Origin of the sequence: Streptomyces sp. NPDC005931, assembly GCF_042871235.1 — a bacterium.
Taxonomy (GTDB): domain Bacteria; phylum Actinomycetota; class Actinomycetes; order Streptomycetales; family Streptomycetaceae; genus Streptomyces.
In genome coordinates, this window is record NZ_JBIAIG010000005.1 from 237,325 (window position 1) to 252,892 (window position 15,568).

A 15,568-nucleotide genomic window follows, 5' to 3' on the forward strand; every position below is an offset into this window, starting at 1 on the left:
CCCCCGGCCAACGGCATGGTTGGGCCCGTATCTTGCTCGCTGCGGCTCGGGCGGGGAACGTGCGGGTTGTGTATGTGTCAGGTACCGTGGGAGCGCTCCCACAAGTGATGTGTTGAAGAGTCGCCGGTCCGGGCGGGGGTGTCAAGGGAGGAAGCGCGGAGAAGGGCGTTCAGTTATCGGGACGTTAACTGGACTCAAGGGCTCCGCCGTCAGGCGTACCCGGGCCCCGATGCGGTGCGTGACGCGGAGGTCACCGCCGCTGACGGGGCTGTTAGATTCCAGGCCAGCGTGACATACGACGGAAGGCGGAGCCCAATGGCAAGCCACGGAGCGCGGGGCCGCAGCGGCGGCCGGCCGACCCTCGAAGAGGTGGCTGCGCGTGCCGGTGTCGGGCGCGGCACGGTCTCCCGCGTGATCAACGGCTCGCCCCGGGTGAGCGACGCCACCCGCGCCGCCGTGGAGGCGGCTGTCGCGGAGCTGGGTTACGTCCCGAACACCGCCGCCCGCGCCCTGGCCGCCAACCGCACGGACGCCATCGCCCTGGTGGTGCCCGAGCCGGAGACCCGGTTCTTCGCCGAGCCGTACTTCTCCGACATGCTGCGCGGTGTGGGGGCGGCACTGTCCGACACCGAGATGCAGCTGCTGCTGATCTTCGCCGGCAGTGACCGGGAGCGGCAGCGGCTCGCCCAGTATCTGGCCGCCCACCGGGTGGACGGGGTGCTGCTGGTCTCGGTGCACGCCGACGACCCGCTGCCGGACATGCTGGCCCAGCTGGAGATCCCCGCGGTGATCAGCGGCCCCCGGTCGGCCGCGGAGACGCTGACCTCGGTGGACTCCGACAACTACGGCGGCGCCCGGCAGGCCGTCGAGCACCTCATGAGCCGCGGCCGGCGCACGGTCGCGCACATCACCGGCCGCCTCGACGTCTACGGCGCGCAGCGGCGCATCGACGGGTACCGCGACGCCCTGCGCGACGGGGGGCACGAGGTGGACGAGCTGCTGATCGAACCGGGCGACTTCTCCGAGGACGGCGGCCGCCGTGCGATGGCCGCCCTGCTGGAGCGCCGTCCCGACCTGGACGCGGTCTTCGCGGCCTCGGACGTCACCGCGGCCGGCGCCCGTCACGCCCTGCGCGAGGCGGGTCGGCGCATCCCCGAGGACGTCGCGCTGGTCGGCTACGACGACTCGGCGATCGCCCGCCACCTGGACCCACCGCTGACCAGCGTGCGCCAGCCCATCGAGGAGATGGGCCGCCGGATGATCGACCTCCTGCTGGCCGAGGTGGCCGACCGCCGTCCGCCGGCCTCCCGGGGGCTGGAGCGGCGCCATGTGGTCCTGGCCACGCAACTGGTGCAGCGGGCGTCCTCCTGAACCGGATCGGACCCGGCGCTCGGGAACGCCCCGGTGCCCGGGCGCAGTCGGCACTTCGCTGAGCACTCCCGCCGAAGCCGCGCGGAGGTCCCGATGGCCGATCAGCCCCTCGACGAGCACTTCACCGAGGACGTCACCCTCCCCGACGGCCGCAGGATCGGCATCAGCGTCTACCCCGACGGCAGCATCCGGTTCCGGGTGCCTGCCCTACGTGCTCACCGAGGCGTACCTGAGCGGCAACCCGGAGCAGAACAGGGCGATCCTGAAGATCTCGCCGGGCAGGAAGGGAAGCAGCGCCTCGTACTACTGCACCGACCGGCCGGCGGGCCGGAACGACGGACGGGGCGAGTGACGATCGGAACCGGCGCCGCGACCGGGCCCGCGGAAAGCGACGAAAGAGGCCGGTGACTGCGTTCACGCAGTCACCGGCCTCTTTCCGGAGGGTGAGTGACGGGACTCGAACCCGCGGCATCCTGGACCACAACCAGGTGCTCTACCAGCTGAGCTACACCCACCATGACCGGCTTGGAGATCAGTGAGGTCCCCGACCGGCCGAGAAAAAGTGTACAGGGTCCGAAGGGGTGCTCGCGCACGCCTTTCCCGGCGGCCCCCGACGGGCCCCTGTCGCGCTCACTGAGCAGGCAGGACGTGCTTCGCGGCGATCTTCTTCGCGGTCTCCGAGTCGGGCCCGGGCTGCGGCACGAAGACGGCCTCGCGGTAGTAGCGCAGTTCCGCGATGGACTCGCGGATGTCGGCGAGGGCGCGATGGTTGCCGTTCTTCTCCGGGCTGTTGAAGTACGCCCTCGGGTACCAGCGGCGGGCCAGCTCCTTGACGCTGGAGACGTCGACGATCCGGTAGTGGAGGTAGTCCTCCAGCGTCGGCATGTCGCGCAGCAGGAAGCCGCGGTCGGTGCCGACGGAGTTCCCGCACAGCGGGGCCTTGCCGGGCTCCTTGACGTGCTCCTTCACGTACGCCAGGACCCTCTCCTCGGCGTCCTGCAGCGTCGTGCCGTGGGGGAGCTCGGCGAGCAGCCCGGACGCGGTGTGCATCTGACGCACCACCTCCGGCATCGTCTCCAGCGCCCGCTCCGGCGGACGGATGACGATGTCCACGCCCTCGCCGAGCACGTTCAGCTCGGAGTCGGTGACGAGGGCGGCCACCTCGATGAGCGCGTCGTCCGACAGCGAGAGGCCGGTCATCTCGCAGTCGATCCACACCATGCGATCGTTCATGTGTCTAACCTTACGGCGCGCCGTCGCGAATGGAGCCGCCCGGTAACCGGCGGGGTCCCTGAGGCGATCGGGTGTGGTGTGGCGTCAGGGGAATGGGCCGGGGGCTGATGCCTCCGGCCCGTTCTCCGTGCGTGGGCCCGCTCGGTCCGCCGACGGGTCCGTTACGTCGCGCTGCGCTGGCCCGGGACGCTCGCCCGCGTCGGCACATAGGCCTCACGGGCGTCCTGGGACGACGCCGCCGCCAGGGACGGGGCCTGGCCCAGTGCGCTCGCGGCCGTGCGCCGGGACTGGTACGGGACCGGGTTCTCCGGGTGCAGGGCGGCCGGTGCCTGGCCGGCGTGACCACCCGCATGCCCGGGGTGACCCGGCTGCCCGTGGTTCGGCTGCCCGGACGGGACGGGGCCCGGCGTGCCGGTGACGTCGGCGTCCTGGTTCCGTTCGGCCTGCGGCCGGCGGGCGCGGTACGCGGCCCGGTAGGCGGCCGGGGAGGACCCCAGCTGCCGCCGGAAGTGGCCGCGCAGCGCGACGGGGGAGCGGAAGCCGCAGCGGCCCGCCACCTCGTCCACCGAGTAGTCCGACGTCTCCAGCAGGCGCTGCGCCTGGAGGACCCGCTGCGTGATCAGCCACTGCAACGGGGCGCTGCCGGTCAGCGAGCGGAAGCGGCGGTCGAACGTACGACGGCTCATGTAGGCGCGCGCCGCCAGTGTCTCCACGTCGAACTGCTCGTGGAGGTGTTCCAGCGCCCAGGCGACGACTTCCGCGAGCGGGTCGGCGCCGATCTCCTCCGGTAAAGAGCGGTCCAGGTAGCGTTCCTGGCCTCGTAGCGTTCCTGGCCTCCGCTCCGGCGCGGCGGGACGACCAGGCGGCGGGCCAGTGCCCCGGCCGCCTCGTTGCCGTGATCCGTGCGCACGATGTGCAGGCACAGATCGATTCCGGCCGCCGTGCCCGCCGATGTCAGCACGTCGCCGTCGTCCACGAACAGCTCGCGTGGATCGACGTGCACCGACGGATAGCGCTTCGCCAGCGTCGGCGCGTACATCCAGTGTGTGGTCGCGGGCCGGCCGTCCAGCAGGCCCGCCGCCGCGAGGACGAAGGCGCCGGTGCACAGCCCGACGATGCGGGCACCCTCCTCATGGGCCCGGCGCAGCGCGTCGAGCGCCTCCTCCGGTGGCGGGGAGGTGATCGAACGCCAGGCCGGCACCACGACGGTGCCCGCCCGCGATATCGCCTCCAGGCCATGTGGCGCGGTGAGTTCCAGGCCCCCTGTGGTCCGCAGCGGGCCTTCCTCGCCGGCACTCACCAACAGGCGGTAGCGCGGCACGCCGGCGTCCTGGCGGTCAACCCCGAACACCGACAGCGGAATGGAACTCTCGAAGATGGGGCCGCCGCTGAACAGCAGCACCGCGACGATCTCCTTGCGGCGTCGCCCGGCGAGTTTCCGGGCCGCGGTTTCCGGCGCGGCAGTGGAGTCGTGGCTCATACTGCTAAGCCCCCCTCGGTGGTCGCGGCTCCTCGGTTGTGTCGCTCCTGCACGTTTCCCCTCGGTCCTGCACGAGTCCCCCGCCGTAAGACAGTCAAGATCGAATCTACTGTGTCCGGTCGCGCCCGGGTGGCCAGTTCGGCACCCGGCCCAATGTCGACTTGGCAACTTGGCGTGAAGCATTCGATCACGAAGCGTTGCACTCGTGGGGCGTGCAGGGAAGTGCGCCTCGTCGCGGTGGCCAATCCCCGTAGGGTGCGCAGCACCCCTGAGGCCCTTTCCGTGCAGGTGGAACGGGGGTTGGGGGGTGGTCGGGGCAGGGGATGCACGGGAACCAGAAGTTGGCTGAAAAGATGCGGGCGCGTGCGCGGAAACCGGTCAGCCGCCCGGTGTATCCCGGCCTTCCCGCCTCTCGGCGCGGCGAGTTGCTCCGCGCGGCGCACCGGCGGCCGGGTGGAGCCGGTGGCCGCCGTGGGCCCGGAACGGCACCCGCGGCGCCGGCCCGTGACGAGCCGCATAGCGGCGGCACGACCGGGGCGGGCGGACGGCCGCGGGCCGGCCGCGGCGGACCACCTCGCCCCGCCGCGGCGTCCGGTACGGGGCCGGTACCCCGTCCGGGCGGGGGCGGGCTCCGTGTGGCATGGCTCACGGGGTGCAACGCCCGGTCCGGCCGTCGGTCACCGTGCTCCGGTACGGTCGCGCAGGGCAAGCGGCCACTCTTCCGGTTCGTTGAATCCTGTGCAAACCGCCTGTACAGCGCAGCAACCATTGCGTTACGGGCGCCCCCTCGTGCATGCTCCGGGGAACCCGCCGGGCACCGTGGGCGGGATCTGGGCTTAGGAGGCGTGCCGCCGTACCCTTGGGGGTATGGGGTTGGGAAGATGATTCCCGGACACAGCTCCGCCGCACACTGTCGTCCCCCATAAAGGATCACAACGCCGAGACAGCCATGGCCGGTCACGAATTCTTCGAACCCGCGGACCGCAAGCGGCCGGTCGCCGATCCCACGGCGGCCGATCCCCTGGCGGAAGAGGAGTCGCGCCCCGCGTGCGACCCCGCGTTCAAGCACGGTGTGGTGGTCGGATTCGACGGTTCCACGTCCAGCGAGCGTGCCCTCGCCTACGCGATCGGCATGGCGCGGCGCTCCGGATCCGGGCTGATCATCGTCCATGTCGCCAACCGGCTGCCCACCACCGTGTGGGCGGGCTGCGAGCCCCCCGTCTTCGTGGACGTCCCGGACCACCGCACCGAGGTCCTCGGACTGGAACTGGCCTGCGCGGACTACCTCAGCGAGGTGCCCTGGATCCTGGTCGAGCGCGGCGGCGACATCTGCCACGAACTCGAGGAAGTGGGGCGGGAGTACGAGGCGGACGCCATCGTCGTCGGCTCCACGCACGGCGTCGTCGGCCGCATCTTCGGTTCGGTCGCCGGACGGCTGGCTAAGCGGGCGCAGCGGCCGGTCGTCGTCATCCCGTAGGCCCCTGCGAGGGAGTTGGGGCGCAGACCCCGCGGCAGTAACGACGCGCACAGCGACGGACCCCCGCGTACGACCGGCGTACGCGGGGGTCCGTCGTGCGGGCTGCGTCTACTCCACCGTCACCGACTTGGCGAGGTTGCGGGGCTTGTCGATGTCCCGGCCGAGGGCCAGGGCCGTGTGATAGGCGAGGAGTTGGAGGGGGATGCCCATCAGGATCGGGTCGAGCTCGTCCTCGTTCTTCGGGACGACGATCGTGTGGTCGGCCTTCTCCTGTTCCTGGTGGGCCACCGCCACGATGCGTCCGCTGCGGGCCTTGATCTCCTCCAGCGCCGCGCGGTTCTTCTCCAGCAGGTCGTCGTCGGGGACGATCGCCACCGTCGGCATCGCGGGCTCGATCAGTGCCAGCGGGCCGTGCTTGAGCTCGGAGGCCGGGTACGCCTCGGCGTGGATGTAGGAGACCTCCTTGAGCTTCAGGGAGGCCTCGCGGGCCACCGGGTAGCCCCGGACGCGGCCGATGAAGAGCATCGAGCGGGCCTCGGCGTACTGGAGGGCCAGCTTCTTGACGTCCTCCTCCTGCTTCATGATCTCGGCGATCTGACCCGGGAGCCGGCGCAGTCCCTCGATGATCCGCTTGCCGTCGCGCACCGACAGGTCACGGGTGCGGCCCAGGTGCAGGGCGAGCAGCGCGAAGGCGACCGTGGTGTTGGTGAAGCACTTGGTGGACACCACGCACACCTCGGGACCGGCGTGCACGTAGATGCCGCCGTCGGCCTCGCGGGCGATCGCCGACCCGACGACGTTGACCACGCCGAGGACCCGCGCGCCCTTGCGCTTGAGCTCCTGGACGGCGGCCAGCACGTCGTACGTCTCACCGGACTGCGAGACCGCGATGTACAGGGTGTCGGGGTCCACGACCGCGTTGCGGTAGCGGAACTCCGAGGCCGGCTCGGCGTCCGCGGGGATGCGCGCCAGTTCCTCGATCATCTGGGCGCCGATCATGCCCGCGTGGTACGACGTGCCGCAGCCGAGGATCTTCACGCGGCGGATGCGGCGGGCCTCGCGTGCGTCGAGGTTGAGACCGCCCAGGTGCACGGTGGAGAAGCGCTCGTCGATCCGGCCGCGCAGCACGCGGTCCACGGCCTCGGCCTGCTCGTGGATCTCCTTGTGCATGTAGGTGTCGTGGCCGCCCATGTCGTAGGAGGCGGCCTCCCACTCCACGGTGGTGGGCTCGGCGGTGGTGCGGGTGCCCTCGGTGGTGTAGGTGCGGAAGTCGTCCGCCTTGAGGGTGGCCATCTCGCCGTCGTCCAGGGTGACGACCTGCCGGGTGTGGGCGACGAGCGCGGCGATGTCCGAGGCGACGAACATCTCCTTCTCGCCGATGCCCAGCACGACGGGGGAGCCGTTGCGGGCGACGACGATGCGGTCCGGGAAGTCGGCGTGCAGCACGGCGATGCCGTACGTGCCCTCGATCAGCCGGACGGTCTCGCGGACCTTGTCCTCCAGCTTCTCGGCCTGCGAGCGGGCGATGAGGTGGGTGAGGACCTCGGTGTCCGTCTCGGAGAGGAACTCGACGCCGTCCGCCTCCAGCTTGCGGCGCAGGTCGGCGGCGTTGTCGATGATGCCGTTGTGGACGACGGCGACCTTGCCCTCGGCGTCCAGGTGCGGGTGGGCGTTCACGTCGGACGGGGCGCCGTGGGTGGCCCAGCGGGTGTGGGCGATGCCCGTGGTGCCCTTGAACCGCGCCGGGACCTTGGCCTCCAGGTCGCGGACCCGGCCCTTGGCCTTGACCATCTTCAGGCCGGCCGTCTTCGGGGACGTCACGACGATGCCCGCCGAGTCGTAGCCCCGGTACTCCAGGCGCTGGAGGCCCTCGAGCAGCAGGGGCGCGACCTCACGCCTGCCGATGTATCCGACGATTCCGCACATATGGATGTTTTCCTAGCCGTAGACGATGCGCCGCAGCTGCCTGAGCGAGAGCTCGGGCGGGGCCACGGCGCGATATCTGAGGTCCGCCTCGATCCGTTCGAAGATCGTCGCGTTCACCAGGCCCTGGGCCTGGAGCTCGCGGTGGCGGCGACGGACGTACTCCTCGGTCGTCTCGTCGAAGTAGGCGAGCACGTCCTGGATCACCCGCAGTGCCTCGCCCCGACTGAGGGGCGTGGACCGCGTCAGATGATCAACAAGTTCGTCGTGCACCCGGTAGATCCTGGAGTAAGGGAGAGTCTTCCGCAAGGATCCTGCCCGATTTCGGGCAGGCAGGCTACATCCGCTGGAGGACCGCCTGCTTCGCCAGGGTGAACTCCTCGTCCGTCAGCACCCCGGACCGGTGCAGCTCACCCAGCTCCCGCAGCCGTCGCAGCAGCGCGTCGTGGTCGTCCTCGGCGGGGGAGGCCGCGGCCGACGGGTGCGCGGCGTCCCGCCGCTCCGGGCGGTCGTCCGGGGCGGACGGGTGCGGCAGTCGGGCCTGGACGGCGGCCGCGACGAGCGCCATCAGGGGGTCCTTCTTGAACCCCCACAGCTCCACGGCGTTGGGGTCGTACTTGGCCGGGGCCTTGGTCGGGGCGTTCCTCACGGTGAACCGGAGATGGCCGTTCTCCAGGCCGGCCGCCGGCAGCCACTCCACCGCATCGATGTCCGCCAGCGCGAGCGTGCGGCTGCCGGCGGCGGCCTTGGCGTCCTCGGTCTTCCAGTTCCACTCCAGGCGCACCCGCTCGCCGTCGAAGCTCACGGTGCCGTCCCCGGCCGAGACGGACAGCGGCACGGACGGGCCGGGCAGCAGGAACCGCGTCATGGGGTCGGACGGCACCCGGTCGAGGAGCAGGGCGTTGCGGATCTCGTCCGTGACGTACTCGGCGACGCCGTAGCGGTCCGGTTCGACCACCAGCTGGTAGGGGTCGTGCGGCTCGGTGAGCCGGCCACCCGTCGCGTGCAGCAGCGGGTCGGCCCCGTCGCGCAGCCGCAGCCTGAGCCGTCCCGCCTTCTTCCCCTGCTCGAACGATATGCCCGCCAACGCGCCCAACGGCACCGTGAGTTCACCCAGCGTCCGCCGGAGCAGTCCTACGTTCTTGTCCCGTCCCGGAGTAAGGCGCAACGCGTCCCCGTCAAAAATCCACGTGCCGTCCTTCTGGATGATTTCCACCATGGGGTGATTGTTCCACCGGTTCTGCGGGAGAGTGGTCTATACCCCATCCGGCTTCCCTTGCGGAGCCCAGGAGTTGAGAGAAGGGAGCGCGTGTGAGACGGCAACGACGGCACCACCGGACGACTCCCCGCATGACCCGGCTGCTCGGATGCCTGCTGCTGGTCATGGCGGCCGGGGCCGGCACCGCCGGTGCGGCCCCCCGCACGGGCACGGAGGCGATCCCGCTGGACCGGGTGATCCCCGCGCCCGCCTCGGTGACACCGGGCGGATCCCCCTACCGCATCACCGAGGGAACCCGGATCCGGGTCGACCCCTCACGCGAGGCCCGACGGATCGGCGCGTACCTCGCCGGCCTCCTGCGCCCCTCCACCGGCCACCCCCTGCCGGTCACCGAGCAGGGCCGGGGCGGCATCCGGCTGCGGCTGGCGCAGGGTCCGTTCGGCGCCGAGGGCTACCGGCTCACCAGCGGCCCCTCCGGCGTCACCATCACCGCCGCGCGGCCCGCGGGCCTCTTCCACGGCGTCCAGACCCTGCGCCAACTCCTGCCCCCGGCCGTCGAGAAGGACTCCGTACAACCCGGCCCCTGGCTGATCGCCGGCGGCACCGTCGTGGACAGCCCGCGCTACGGCTGGCGCGGCGCCATGCTCGACGTCGCCCGGCACTTCTTCACCGTCGACGAGGTCAAGCGCTACATCGACCGAATCGCCCTCTACAAGCTCAACAAGCTGCACCTGCACCTGAGCGACGACCAGGGCTGGCGCATCGCGGTGGACTCCTGGCCACGCCTGGCCACCCACGGCGGCTCCACCGAGGTCGGCGGCGGCCCCGGCGGGTACTACACCAAGGCCGACTACAAGGAGATCGTCCGCTACGCCGCCTCCCGCCACCTGGAGGTCGTGCCCGAGATCGACATGCCGGGCCACACCAACGCCGCCCTCGCCTCCTACGCCGAGCTGAACTGCGACGGCGTGGCGCCCCCGCTCTACACCGGCATCGAGGTCGGCTTCAGCTCGCTGTGCGTCGGCAAGGAGATCACCTACGACTTCGTGGACGACGTGGTGCGCGAGCTGGCCGCGCTCACCCCGGGCCGCTACCTGCACATCGGCGGCGACGAGGCGCACTCCACCCCGCACCAGGACTTCGTGAAGTTCATGGACCGGGTGCAGCCGATCGTGGCCGAGTACGGCAAGACGGTCGTCGGCTGGCACCAGCTGACCGGCGCCGACCCGGCCAAGGGGGCGCTGGCCCAGTACTGGGGCCTGGACCGCACCAGTGAGCGGGAGAAGGAACAGGTCGCCGAGGCCGCCCGGGCCGGCACCGGGCTGATCCTCTCCCCGGCCGACCGGGCCTACCTCGACATGAAGTACGACAGGAGCACCCCGCTCGGGCTGTCCTGGGCGGGCTACGTCGAGGTACGGCGCTCCTACGACTGGGACCCGGGCGCGTATCTGCCGGGCGTGCCCGCCTCGGCGGTGCGCGGGGTCGAGGCGCCGCTGTGGACGGAGACCCTGGAGAACTCCGCCCATCTGGAGTACATGGCCTTCCCGAGGCTGCCCGGGATCGCCGAGCTGGGCTGGTCCCCGGCGGCCACGCACGACTGGGAGGACTACCGGCGGCGGCTCGCCGCCCAGGCGCCGCGCTGGGACGCCCTCGGGATCGGCTACCACCGCTCCCCCCAGGTGTCCTGGCCCGCCCGCGAGGGGTAGCGGACACGCACCGACGGGCACCCCGGAGGACCGTACTCCGGGGTGCCCGCTCGTTGGTGCGTCAGAATCCCGCGATCGGGTTCCGCAGGGTGCCGACCAGCTGAAGGGCCCCGGACGGGTCCGCGAGGTCCACCATCTGCCGGTTGTCGCGCAGCTGGAGCCGGTTGAGGCAGGACAGCGCGAACTCCGGCGCGAACATGTCGTACCGGGCGAACTTCTCGGCGAGTTCGGGCACCGACTCCTGGTACTCGCGGGTGACCTCGGCAACCGTGCGCCAGAAACCGTCCTCGTCCAGGATCCCCTCCTCGGCGAGGTGCGCGGCGAGGAAGCGGAAGAAGCAGTCGAAGACGTCTGTGAAGATCGACAGCAGTTTCTTGTCCTCGGGCACCTCCACCCGGATCCGTGAGACCTCCGGCGGCAGCACCGCGTCCGGGTCCATCACCGCGATCTCCTCGGCGATGTCCTTGTAGACGGCCCGCCGCACCACCCCGTCCTCCAGTACCAGGATCACGTTCTCGCCGTGCGGCATGAACACCAGGTCGTAGGCGTAGAAGCTGTGCAGCAGCGGCGTGTAGTAGGCGCGCAGGTAGTGCCGCAGCCACTCCTCGGGCGCCAGCCCCGACTGCTCGATCAGCGCGCCCGCGAGGGAGGCGCCCTCGTGGTCGACATGGACCAGGGAGGCCATGGTGGCGAGCGTCTCCCCGTCGCGCAGCGAGGGCACCGGGCTCTCCCGCCACAGTGCGGCCAGCATCTTGCGGTACGGCGAGTAGCGGTCGGTGGCCCGCTCGTACTCCAGGTGCCGGTAGCCGACCGCCGCCCGCTCGCGGATGATCGTCAGACCGGTCCCCTTCAGCACCGGGTCGCCCTCGATCAGCTGGGCCAGCCAGTCGTTGATCGCCGGGGTGGCCTCCATGTAGGCGGCCGACAGCCCGCGCATGAAGCCCATGTTCAGGACGGACAGGGCCGTCTTCACGTAGTGCTTGTGCGGGTGCGTCCGGTTGAAGAACGTCCGGATGGACTGCTGGGCCAGGTACTCGTCGTCGCCCTCGCCCAGGCAGACCAGATGCCGGCGGGCGACCTCGGCGGCGAAGGTGACGGACAGCTTGTTCCACCACTGCCAGGGGTGGACGGGGATCAACAGGTAGTCGGCCGGGTCCAGGCCCTGCCCGCGCAGGACACCGTGGAACCGTTCGACGGTCTCCTCGCCGAGTTCCTGTCGCACGAACGACTCGTAGGCGATGCCGGCCCCCGCCGTGAACGCCGCCCGCGAGCGGTGCGCGGCCAGCCACACCAGCCGCACCGGGCTCGCCGTCTCCGGCGCGTACGCCAGGTACTCGTGGACGCCGAAGCCGAGCCGTCCGTTGTTGGCGACGAAGCAGGGATGGCCTTCCGTCATGCCGGTCTCGATGTCCTGGAAACCGGCGCGGGCCAGCTCCGCGGAGGTGACGCGCGGCTTGGCGAGCTTGTAGCAGGTGCCGGACAGGGTGGAGGAGATCTCCTCCAGGTAGACCGGCAGGATTTCGTCGCTCAGGCCCAGCGACGACCGCAGCTCGGTGAAGAAGTCCAGTGCCGCGAGCGGCAGTTCCGCTCCGTCCCGGTGGCGGGTGAGGGAGGCGGCGTCCACCTGCCAGTGGTCCAGGGCGCGGCGGACGGCGGTGAAGCGGTAAGCGGTCAGGCCGTCGTCGCTGCGCACGACGTACGTGCCGGCGCCCGTCTCCTCGGGGGTGATCAGCCGCTCGTGCGCGAACTCGGCGATCGCCTTGCGGATCAGCAGGCGGTTGGCCGTCTCCCAGTGCTCGGGAGTCAGGTGGTTCACCGCGTCGGCCGGGGTCATGCGTGCACCGCCCTTTCGAACTGCTCGCGCGTGCAGAAGCTCAGCAGTGCCCTCTTCTCCGGTTTCCGGATCTCCCGCTCGGCGATGAAGCCGACGGCCTCGTTCAGGACGTGCACCGCCTTGTTGGAGAGGTCCGGTTCGACCACCACGCGGGCGGTCGCCGGGTCCTCGAACAGGTGGGCCATCACCGCGGTGATGACGGACCGGGTGAACCCGGGCACCGGCCGGTCGGTCGCCGGCACCAGGAAGTGCATGCCGACGTCCCCGGGCTCGGGCTCGTACAGGCCGACCAGTTCGCGGTGGGCGGGGTCGTACTTCTCCATCAGGAAGACCGGCTCGCCGTCCCTCAGGCCCAGGCAGGCGTGGTGGTGCTCGTCGGCCGCGATCTTCATGTACTCGCGCTCGACGTCCTCCAGCCGCGCGTCCTGCATCATCCAGTAGGCCGCCTTGGGGTGGGTGACCCAGGAGTGCAGCAGCTCGGCGTCCTTCAGGGGGTCGACGGGGCGGAACGTGAAGGTCATACGGAGAACTCCTGGAACGCGATCGACTTCTCGACGGGGTAGTACTCGGTGCCGAGCAGCTCGCGGATGATGCAGCTGTTGCGGTACGGGCCCATGCCCAGGTCGGGGCTGGTCACGCTGTGGGTGTGGACACCGGCGTTCTGGAGGAAGATGCCCCGGCCGGTGACGTCGATGGCGTAGTTGCGGGCCACGTCGAAGCGGCCGTGGCCGTCGAAGCGGATCCGGTCGCGGACCGGGTCCAGGAAGGCCGGCGGCTCGTAGTGGTAACCGGTGGCCAGCACCAGGCCGTCGGTGCGGATCTCGAAGTCCTTGTCCTGCTCGTCCTGGTGGAAGGCGAGGGTGTAGCCGCCGTCCTCGTAATGGGCGCCGGTCAGGGTGGAGTTGGTGAGCAGGCGGGTGGGGACCGGTTGGTCGCCGCTCTCGACGTCCTTCTGGTACAGAAGGTCGAAGATCGCGTCGATCAGGTCCGAGTTGATGCCCTTGAACAGGCCCTTCTGCTGCTTCTCCAGCCGGTAACGGGTCTCCTCGGGCAGCGCCCGGAAGTAGTCGATGTAGTCCGGGGAGGTCATCTCCAGGGTCAGCTTGGTGTACTCCAGCGGGAAGAACCGCGGGGAGCGGGTGACCCAGTTGAGCCGGTAGCCGTGGGCGTCGATCTCGGACAGCAGCTCGTAGTAGATCTCGGCGGCGCTCTGCCCGCTGCCGACGATCGTGATCGAGTCCTTCTGCTGGAGCTCCGCCTTGCGGTGCATGTACTGCGCGGTGTGGAGGAGGTCGCCCTCCAGCCCGCGGCACGCCTCCGGGACGTAGGGCACGGTGCCGGTCCCGAGCACCAGGTGCCGGGCGCGGTAGGTCTCGCCGCCGGCGGTCCGCACGGCGTAGACGCCGTCCTCGTGGGTCACCTCGGTCACGGTCGTGCCGAAGCGGATGCGGGACAGCTTCCCGGCGGCCCAGCGGCAGTAGTCGTCGTATTCGACCCGCAGCGGGTAGAAGTTCTCGCGGATGTAGAACGAGTACAGCCGGCCCTTCTCCTTCAGGTAGTTGAGGAAGGAGTACGGGGACGTCGGGTCGGCGAGGGTGACCAGGTCCGACATGAACGGCGTCTGGAGGTGGGCGCCGTCGAGGAACATCCCGGCGTGCCACTCGAAGTCCGCCTTGGACTCCAGGAAGACGCCGTTGAGCTCGTCGATGGGCTCGGTGAGGCAGGCGAGGCCGAGGTTGAAGGGACCCAGTCCGATCCCCACGAAGTCGTAGGTGGCGTCCGGGGCTTCAGGATGCGCGGTCAAGGGACTCTCCCAGGTACTGCTCGGCGTGGCCGGCGATCAGGTCGAGGACGGCGGCGATGTCGTCCGTCGTGGTCTCGGGGTTGAGAAGGGTGAACTTCAGGTAGTGCCGCCCGGCGACCTTGGTGCCGGCGACCACCGCGTCGCCGGAGGCGAACAGGGCCTTGCGGGCGTGCAGGTTGGCGCGGTCGATCTCGGCCGGGTCGGTGACGGCGGTGGGGATGTAGCGGAAGACCAGGGTGGACAGCGACGGCTCCACGACGACGTCGAAGCGCGGGTCGGCGGCCAGCAGTCTCCAGCCCTCGGCGGCCAGGTCGCAGACCTCGTCGAAGAGCTGCCCGATGCCGTCGGCGCCCATCACCCGCAGCGTCATCCACAGCTTGAGCGCGTCGAAGCGGCGGGTGGTCTGCAGGGACTTGTCCACCTGGTTGGGGATGCGCTCCTGCACCATGCGGCGCGGGTTGAGGTACTCCGCGTGGTAGGTGGCGTGCCGCAGCGTGGCCGCGTCGCGCACCAGCACGGCGGAGGAACTCACGGGCTGGAAGAAGGACTTGTGGTAGTCCACGGTGACCGAGTCGGCGCGCTCGATGCCGTCGATCCGGTCCCGGTACTTCAGCGAGGCGAGCAGACCGCAGCCGTAGGCGGCGTCCACGTGCATCCAGGCGCCGTACTGCTCGCACAGTTCGGCGACCTCGGGCAGCGGGTCGATGGAGCCGAAGTCGGTGGTGCCGGCGGTGGCGACGACGGCCATGGGCACGAGACCGGCCTCGACGCAGCGCTCGAGCTCGTGGGCGAGGGCGACCGTCTGCATCCGCTTGTCGTGGTCGACGGGGATCGGCACCACGGCGTCCTGCCCGAGGCCCAGCAGCTTCGCGGACTTCTTCACGCTGAAGTGGCTGACCTCGGAGGCGAAGATGCGCAGTGCCGCCGGGCTCTCGGTCTTGGCCTCCTCGCGGGCCAGCAGGAGCGCCTGGAGGTTGGACTGGGTGCCGCCGGAGGTGAACACGCCGTCCGCGGCCCGGCCGAGGCCGATGCGGGCGGCCGTCCAGTCGATCAGTCGCCGCTCGATGAGGGTGCCGCCGGCCGACTGGTCCCAGGTGTCCAGGGAGGAGTTGACGGCGGAGAGCACCGCCTCGCCGAGCACGGCCGGGATGACGACCGGGCAGTTGAGATGGGCCAGGTAGCGGGGGTGGTGGAAGTAGATCGCGTCCCGGAGGTAGACCTCCTCCAGTTCGTCCAGCGCCGCGGTGGTGTCGTGCAGCGGCCGGTCGAGGTCGATCTCCTCGATACGGGGGGAGAGGGCGTCGACCGTGATTCCGGTGAACGGCCTGTCAGTGGCGCCGAGTTTGGCGGCCACCCGCTCGACTCCTTCGGTCACGGAGCGGCGGTACTGCTCCGCGGTGGTGTCGTTGAGCAGGTGCGAGCGCATGTGGGGGTCCTCCGGTGGGGACGGTCCGGTGCGGGCGGGAGCGGGCCGCCTAACTTAGGTTAGCCTAACCTAAGTTTTGTCCAGGGTGCTTCTGC

At 70.6% G+C, this 15,568-nt stretch carries 12 protein-coding genes, 1 tRNA gene and 1 pseudogene; 4 read left to right on the forward strand and 10 right to left on the reverse strand.

Annotated features, from left to right (window positions below; translation table 11 throughout):
* Positions 1 to 315: 315 nt before the first annotated feature.
* Both ACFYOV_RS15280 and ACFYOV_RS15285 read left to right on the forward strand, forming a co-directional pair.
* Positions 316 to 1,371, forward strand: coding sequence for a LacI family DNA-binding transcriptional regulator (locus ACFYOV_RS15280; RefSeq protein ID WP_389087567.1), 1,056 nt, complete (start codon positions 316 to 318; stop codon positions 1,369 to 1,371).
* 211 nt (positions 1,372 to 1,582) lie between these two features.
* Positions 1,583 to 1,723 carry a hypothetical protein gene (locus ACFYOV_RS15285; RefSeq protein WP_389087569.1) on the forward strand — a complete coding sequence of 47 codons (141 nt, stop codon included), beginning with the start codon at positions 1,583 to 1,585 and terminating at the stop codon, positions 1,721 to 1,723.
* Positions 1,724 to 1,813: 90 nt separating this feature from the next.
* Here ACFYOV_RS15285 and ACFYOV_RS15290 read toward each other — a convergent pair.
* The 3 genes and pseudogenes from ACFYOV_RS15290 to ACFYOV_RS15300 all read right to left on the reverse strand — a co-directional run bounded on the left by ACFYOV_RS15290 (position 1,814) and on the right by ACFYOV_RS15300 (position 4,084).
* A tRNA-His gene (locus tag ACFYOV_RS15290) sits at positions 1,814 to 1,886 on the reverse strand.
* A 115-nt stretch (positions 1,887 to 2,001) separates the two neighbouring features.
* Positions 2,002 to 2,604, reverse strand: a complete 603-nt coding sequence (gene orn / locus ACFYOV_RS15295; protein WP_389087572.1) for an oligoribonuclease — start codon at positions 2,602 to 2,604, stop codon at positions 2,002 to 2,004.
* A 161-nt stretch (positions 2,605 to 2,765) separates the two neighbouring features.
* Positions 2,766 to 4,084, reverse strand: a pseudogene (locus tag ACFYOV_RS15300) (helix-turn-helix domain-containing protein).
* Positions 4,085 to 5,033: 949 nt separating this feature from the next.
* Here ACFYOV_RS15300 and ACFYOV_RS15305 point away from each other — a divergent pair.
* Positions 5,034 to 5,561, forward strand: coding sequence for a universal stress protein (locus tag ACFYOV_RS15305; RefSeq protein WP_389087574.1), 528 nt, complete (start codon positions 5,034 to 5,036; stop codon positions 5,559 to 5,561).
* Between the two features lie 108 nt (positions 5,562 to 5,669).
* On the opposite strand, the gene glmS is transcribed toward ACFYOV_RS15305, so the two are convergent.
* The 3 genes from glmS to ACFYOV_RS15320 form a co-directional block, all read right to left on the reverse strand.
* Positions 5,670 to 7,487 (reverse strand): glutamine--fructose-6-phosphate transaminase (isomerizing), encoded by a 1,818-nt coding sequence (gene glmS, locus ACFYOV_RS15310; RefSeq protein ID WP_389087576.1) that lies wholly within the window; start codon positions 7,485 to 7,487, stop codon positions 5,670 to 5,672.
* Positions 7,488 to 7,499: 12 nt separating this feature from the next.
* Positions 7,500 to 7,757, reverse strand: coding sequence for a hypothetical protein (locus ACFYOV_RS15315; RefSeq protein WP_030869322.1), 258 nt, complete (start codon positions 7,755 to 7,757; stop codon positions 7,500 to 7,502).
* 64 nt (positions 7,758 to 7,821) lie between these two features.
* Positions 7,822 to 8,703: a DUF4429 domain-containing protein gene (locus tag ACFYOV_RS15320; RefSeq protein ID WP_389087579.1), complete on the reverse strand. Its 882-nt coding sequence runs from the start codon at positions 8,701 to 8,703 to the stop codon at positions 7,822 to 7,824.
* A 131-nt stretch (positions 8,704 to 8,834) separates the two neighbouring features.
* Between ACFYOV_RS15320 and ACFYOV_RS15325 the strand changes: the two genes are divergently transcribed.
* Positions 8,835 to 10,409, forward strand: coding sequence for a beta-N-acetylhexosaminidase (locus tag ACFYOV_RS15325; protein ID WP_389087581.1), 1,575 nt, complete (start codon positions 8,835 to 8,837; stop codon positions 10,407 to 10,409).
* A 61-nt stretch (positions 10,410 to 10,470) separates the two neighbouring features.
* Here the strand turns inward: ACFYOV_RS15325 and ACFYOV_RS15330 are convergent, their stop codons facing one another.
* Genes ACFYOV_RS15330 through desA form a run of 4 tightly spaced genes read right to left on the reverse strand, consistent with a single transcriptional unit; the run spans position 10,471 to position 15,473 of the window.
* Positions 10,471 to 12,243 (reverse strand): IucA/IucC family protein, encoded by a 1,773-nt coding sequence (locus tag ACFYOV_RS15330; RefSeq protein WP_389087583.1) that lies wholly within the window; start codon positions 12,241 to 12,243, stop codon positions 10,471 to 10,473.
* Complete coding sequence (locus ACFYOV_RS15335; protein WP_389087586.1) at positions 12,240 to 12,764, reverse strand: GNAT family N-acetyltransferase; 525 nt, start codon at positions 12,762 to 12,764, stop codon at positions 12,240 to 12,242. The genes ACFYOV_RS15330 and ACFYOV_RS15335 overlap by 4 nt, the downstream gene beginning before the upstream one ends.
* Positions 12,761 to 14,047: a lysine N(6)-hydroxylase/L-ornithine N(5)-oxygenase family protein gene (locus ACFYOV_RS15340; protein ID WP_389087588.1), complete on the reverse strand. Its 1,287-nt coding sequence runs from the start codon at positions 14,045 to 14,047 to the stop codon at positions 12,761 to 12,763. The genes ACFYOV_RS15335 and ACFYOV_RS15340 overlap by 4 nt, the downstream gene beginning before the upstream one ends.
* On the reverse strand, positions 14,031 to 15,473 hold the full coding sequence (gene desA / locus ACFYOV_RS15345; protein ID WP_389087591.1) for a lysine decarboxylase DesA: 1,443 nt from the start codon (positions 15,471 to 15,473) through the stop codon (positions 14,031 to 14,033). The genes ACFYOV_RS15340 and desA overlap by 17 nt, the downstream gene beginning before the upstream one ends.
* Between the last annotated feature and the right edge of the window lie 95 nt (positions 15,474 to 15,568).

What these genes read in the sequence shown, in the direction of transcription:
- orn (WP_389087572.1), bottom strand. Translation starts at nt 2,604, where the DNA reads ATGAACGATCGCATGGTGTGGATCGACTGCGAGATGACCGGCCTCTCG.
- ACFYOV_RS15280 (WP_389087567.1), top strand. Translation starts at nt 316, where the DNA reads ATGGCAAGCCACGGAGCGCGGGGCCGCAGCGGCGGCCGGCCGACCCTC.
- desA (WP_389087591.1), bottom strand. Translation starts at nt 15,473, where the DNA reads ATGCGCTCGCACCTGCTCAACGACACCACCGCGGAGCAGTACCGCCGC.
- ACFYOV_RS15320 (WP_389087579.1), bottom strand. Translation starts at nt 8,703, where the DNA reads ATGGTGGAAATCATCCAGAAGGACGGCACGTGGATTTTTGACGGGGAC.
- ACFYOV_RS15330 (WP_389087583.1), bottom strand. Translation starts at nt 12,243, where the DNA reads ATGACCCCGGCCGACGCGGTGAACCACCTGACTCCCGAGCACTGGGAG.
- glmS (WP_389087576.1), bottom strand. Translation starts at nt 7,487, where the DNA reads ATGTGCGGAATCGTCGGATACATCGGCAGGCGTGAGGTCGCGCCCCTG.
- ACFYOV_RS15335 (WP_389087586.1), bottom strand. Translation starts at nt 12,764, where the DNA reads ATGACCTTCACGTTCCGCCCCGTCGACCCCCTGAAGGACGCCGAGCTG.
- ACFYOV_RS15325 (WP_389087581.1), top strand. Translation starts at nt 8,835, where the DNA reads ATGACCCGGCTGCTCGGATGCCTGCTGCTGGTCATGGCGGCCGGGGCC.
- ACFYOV_RS15305 (WP_389087574.1), top strand. Translation starts at nt 5,034, where the DNA reads ATGGCCGGTCACGAATTCTTCGAACCCGCGGACCGCAAGCGGCCGGTC.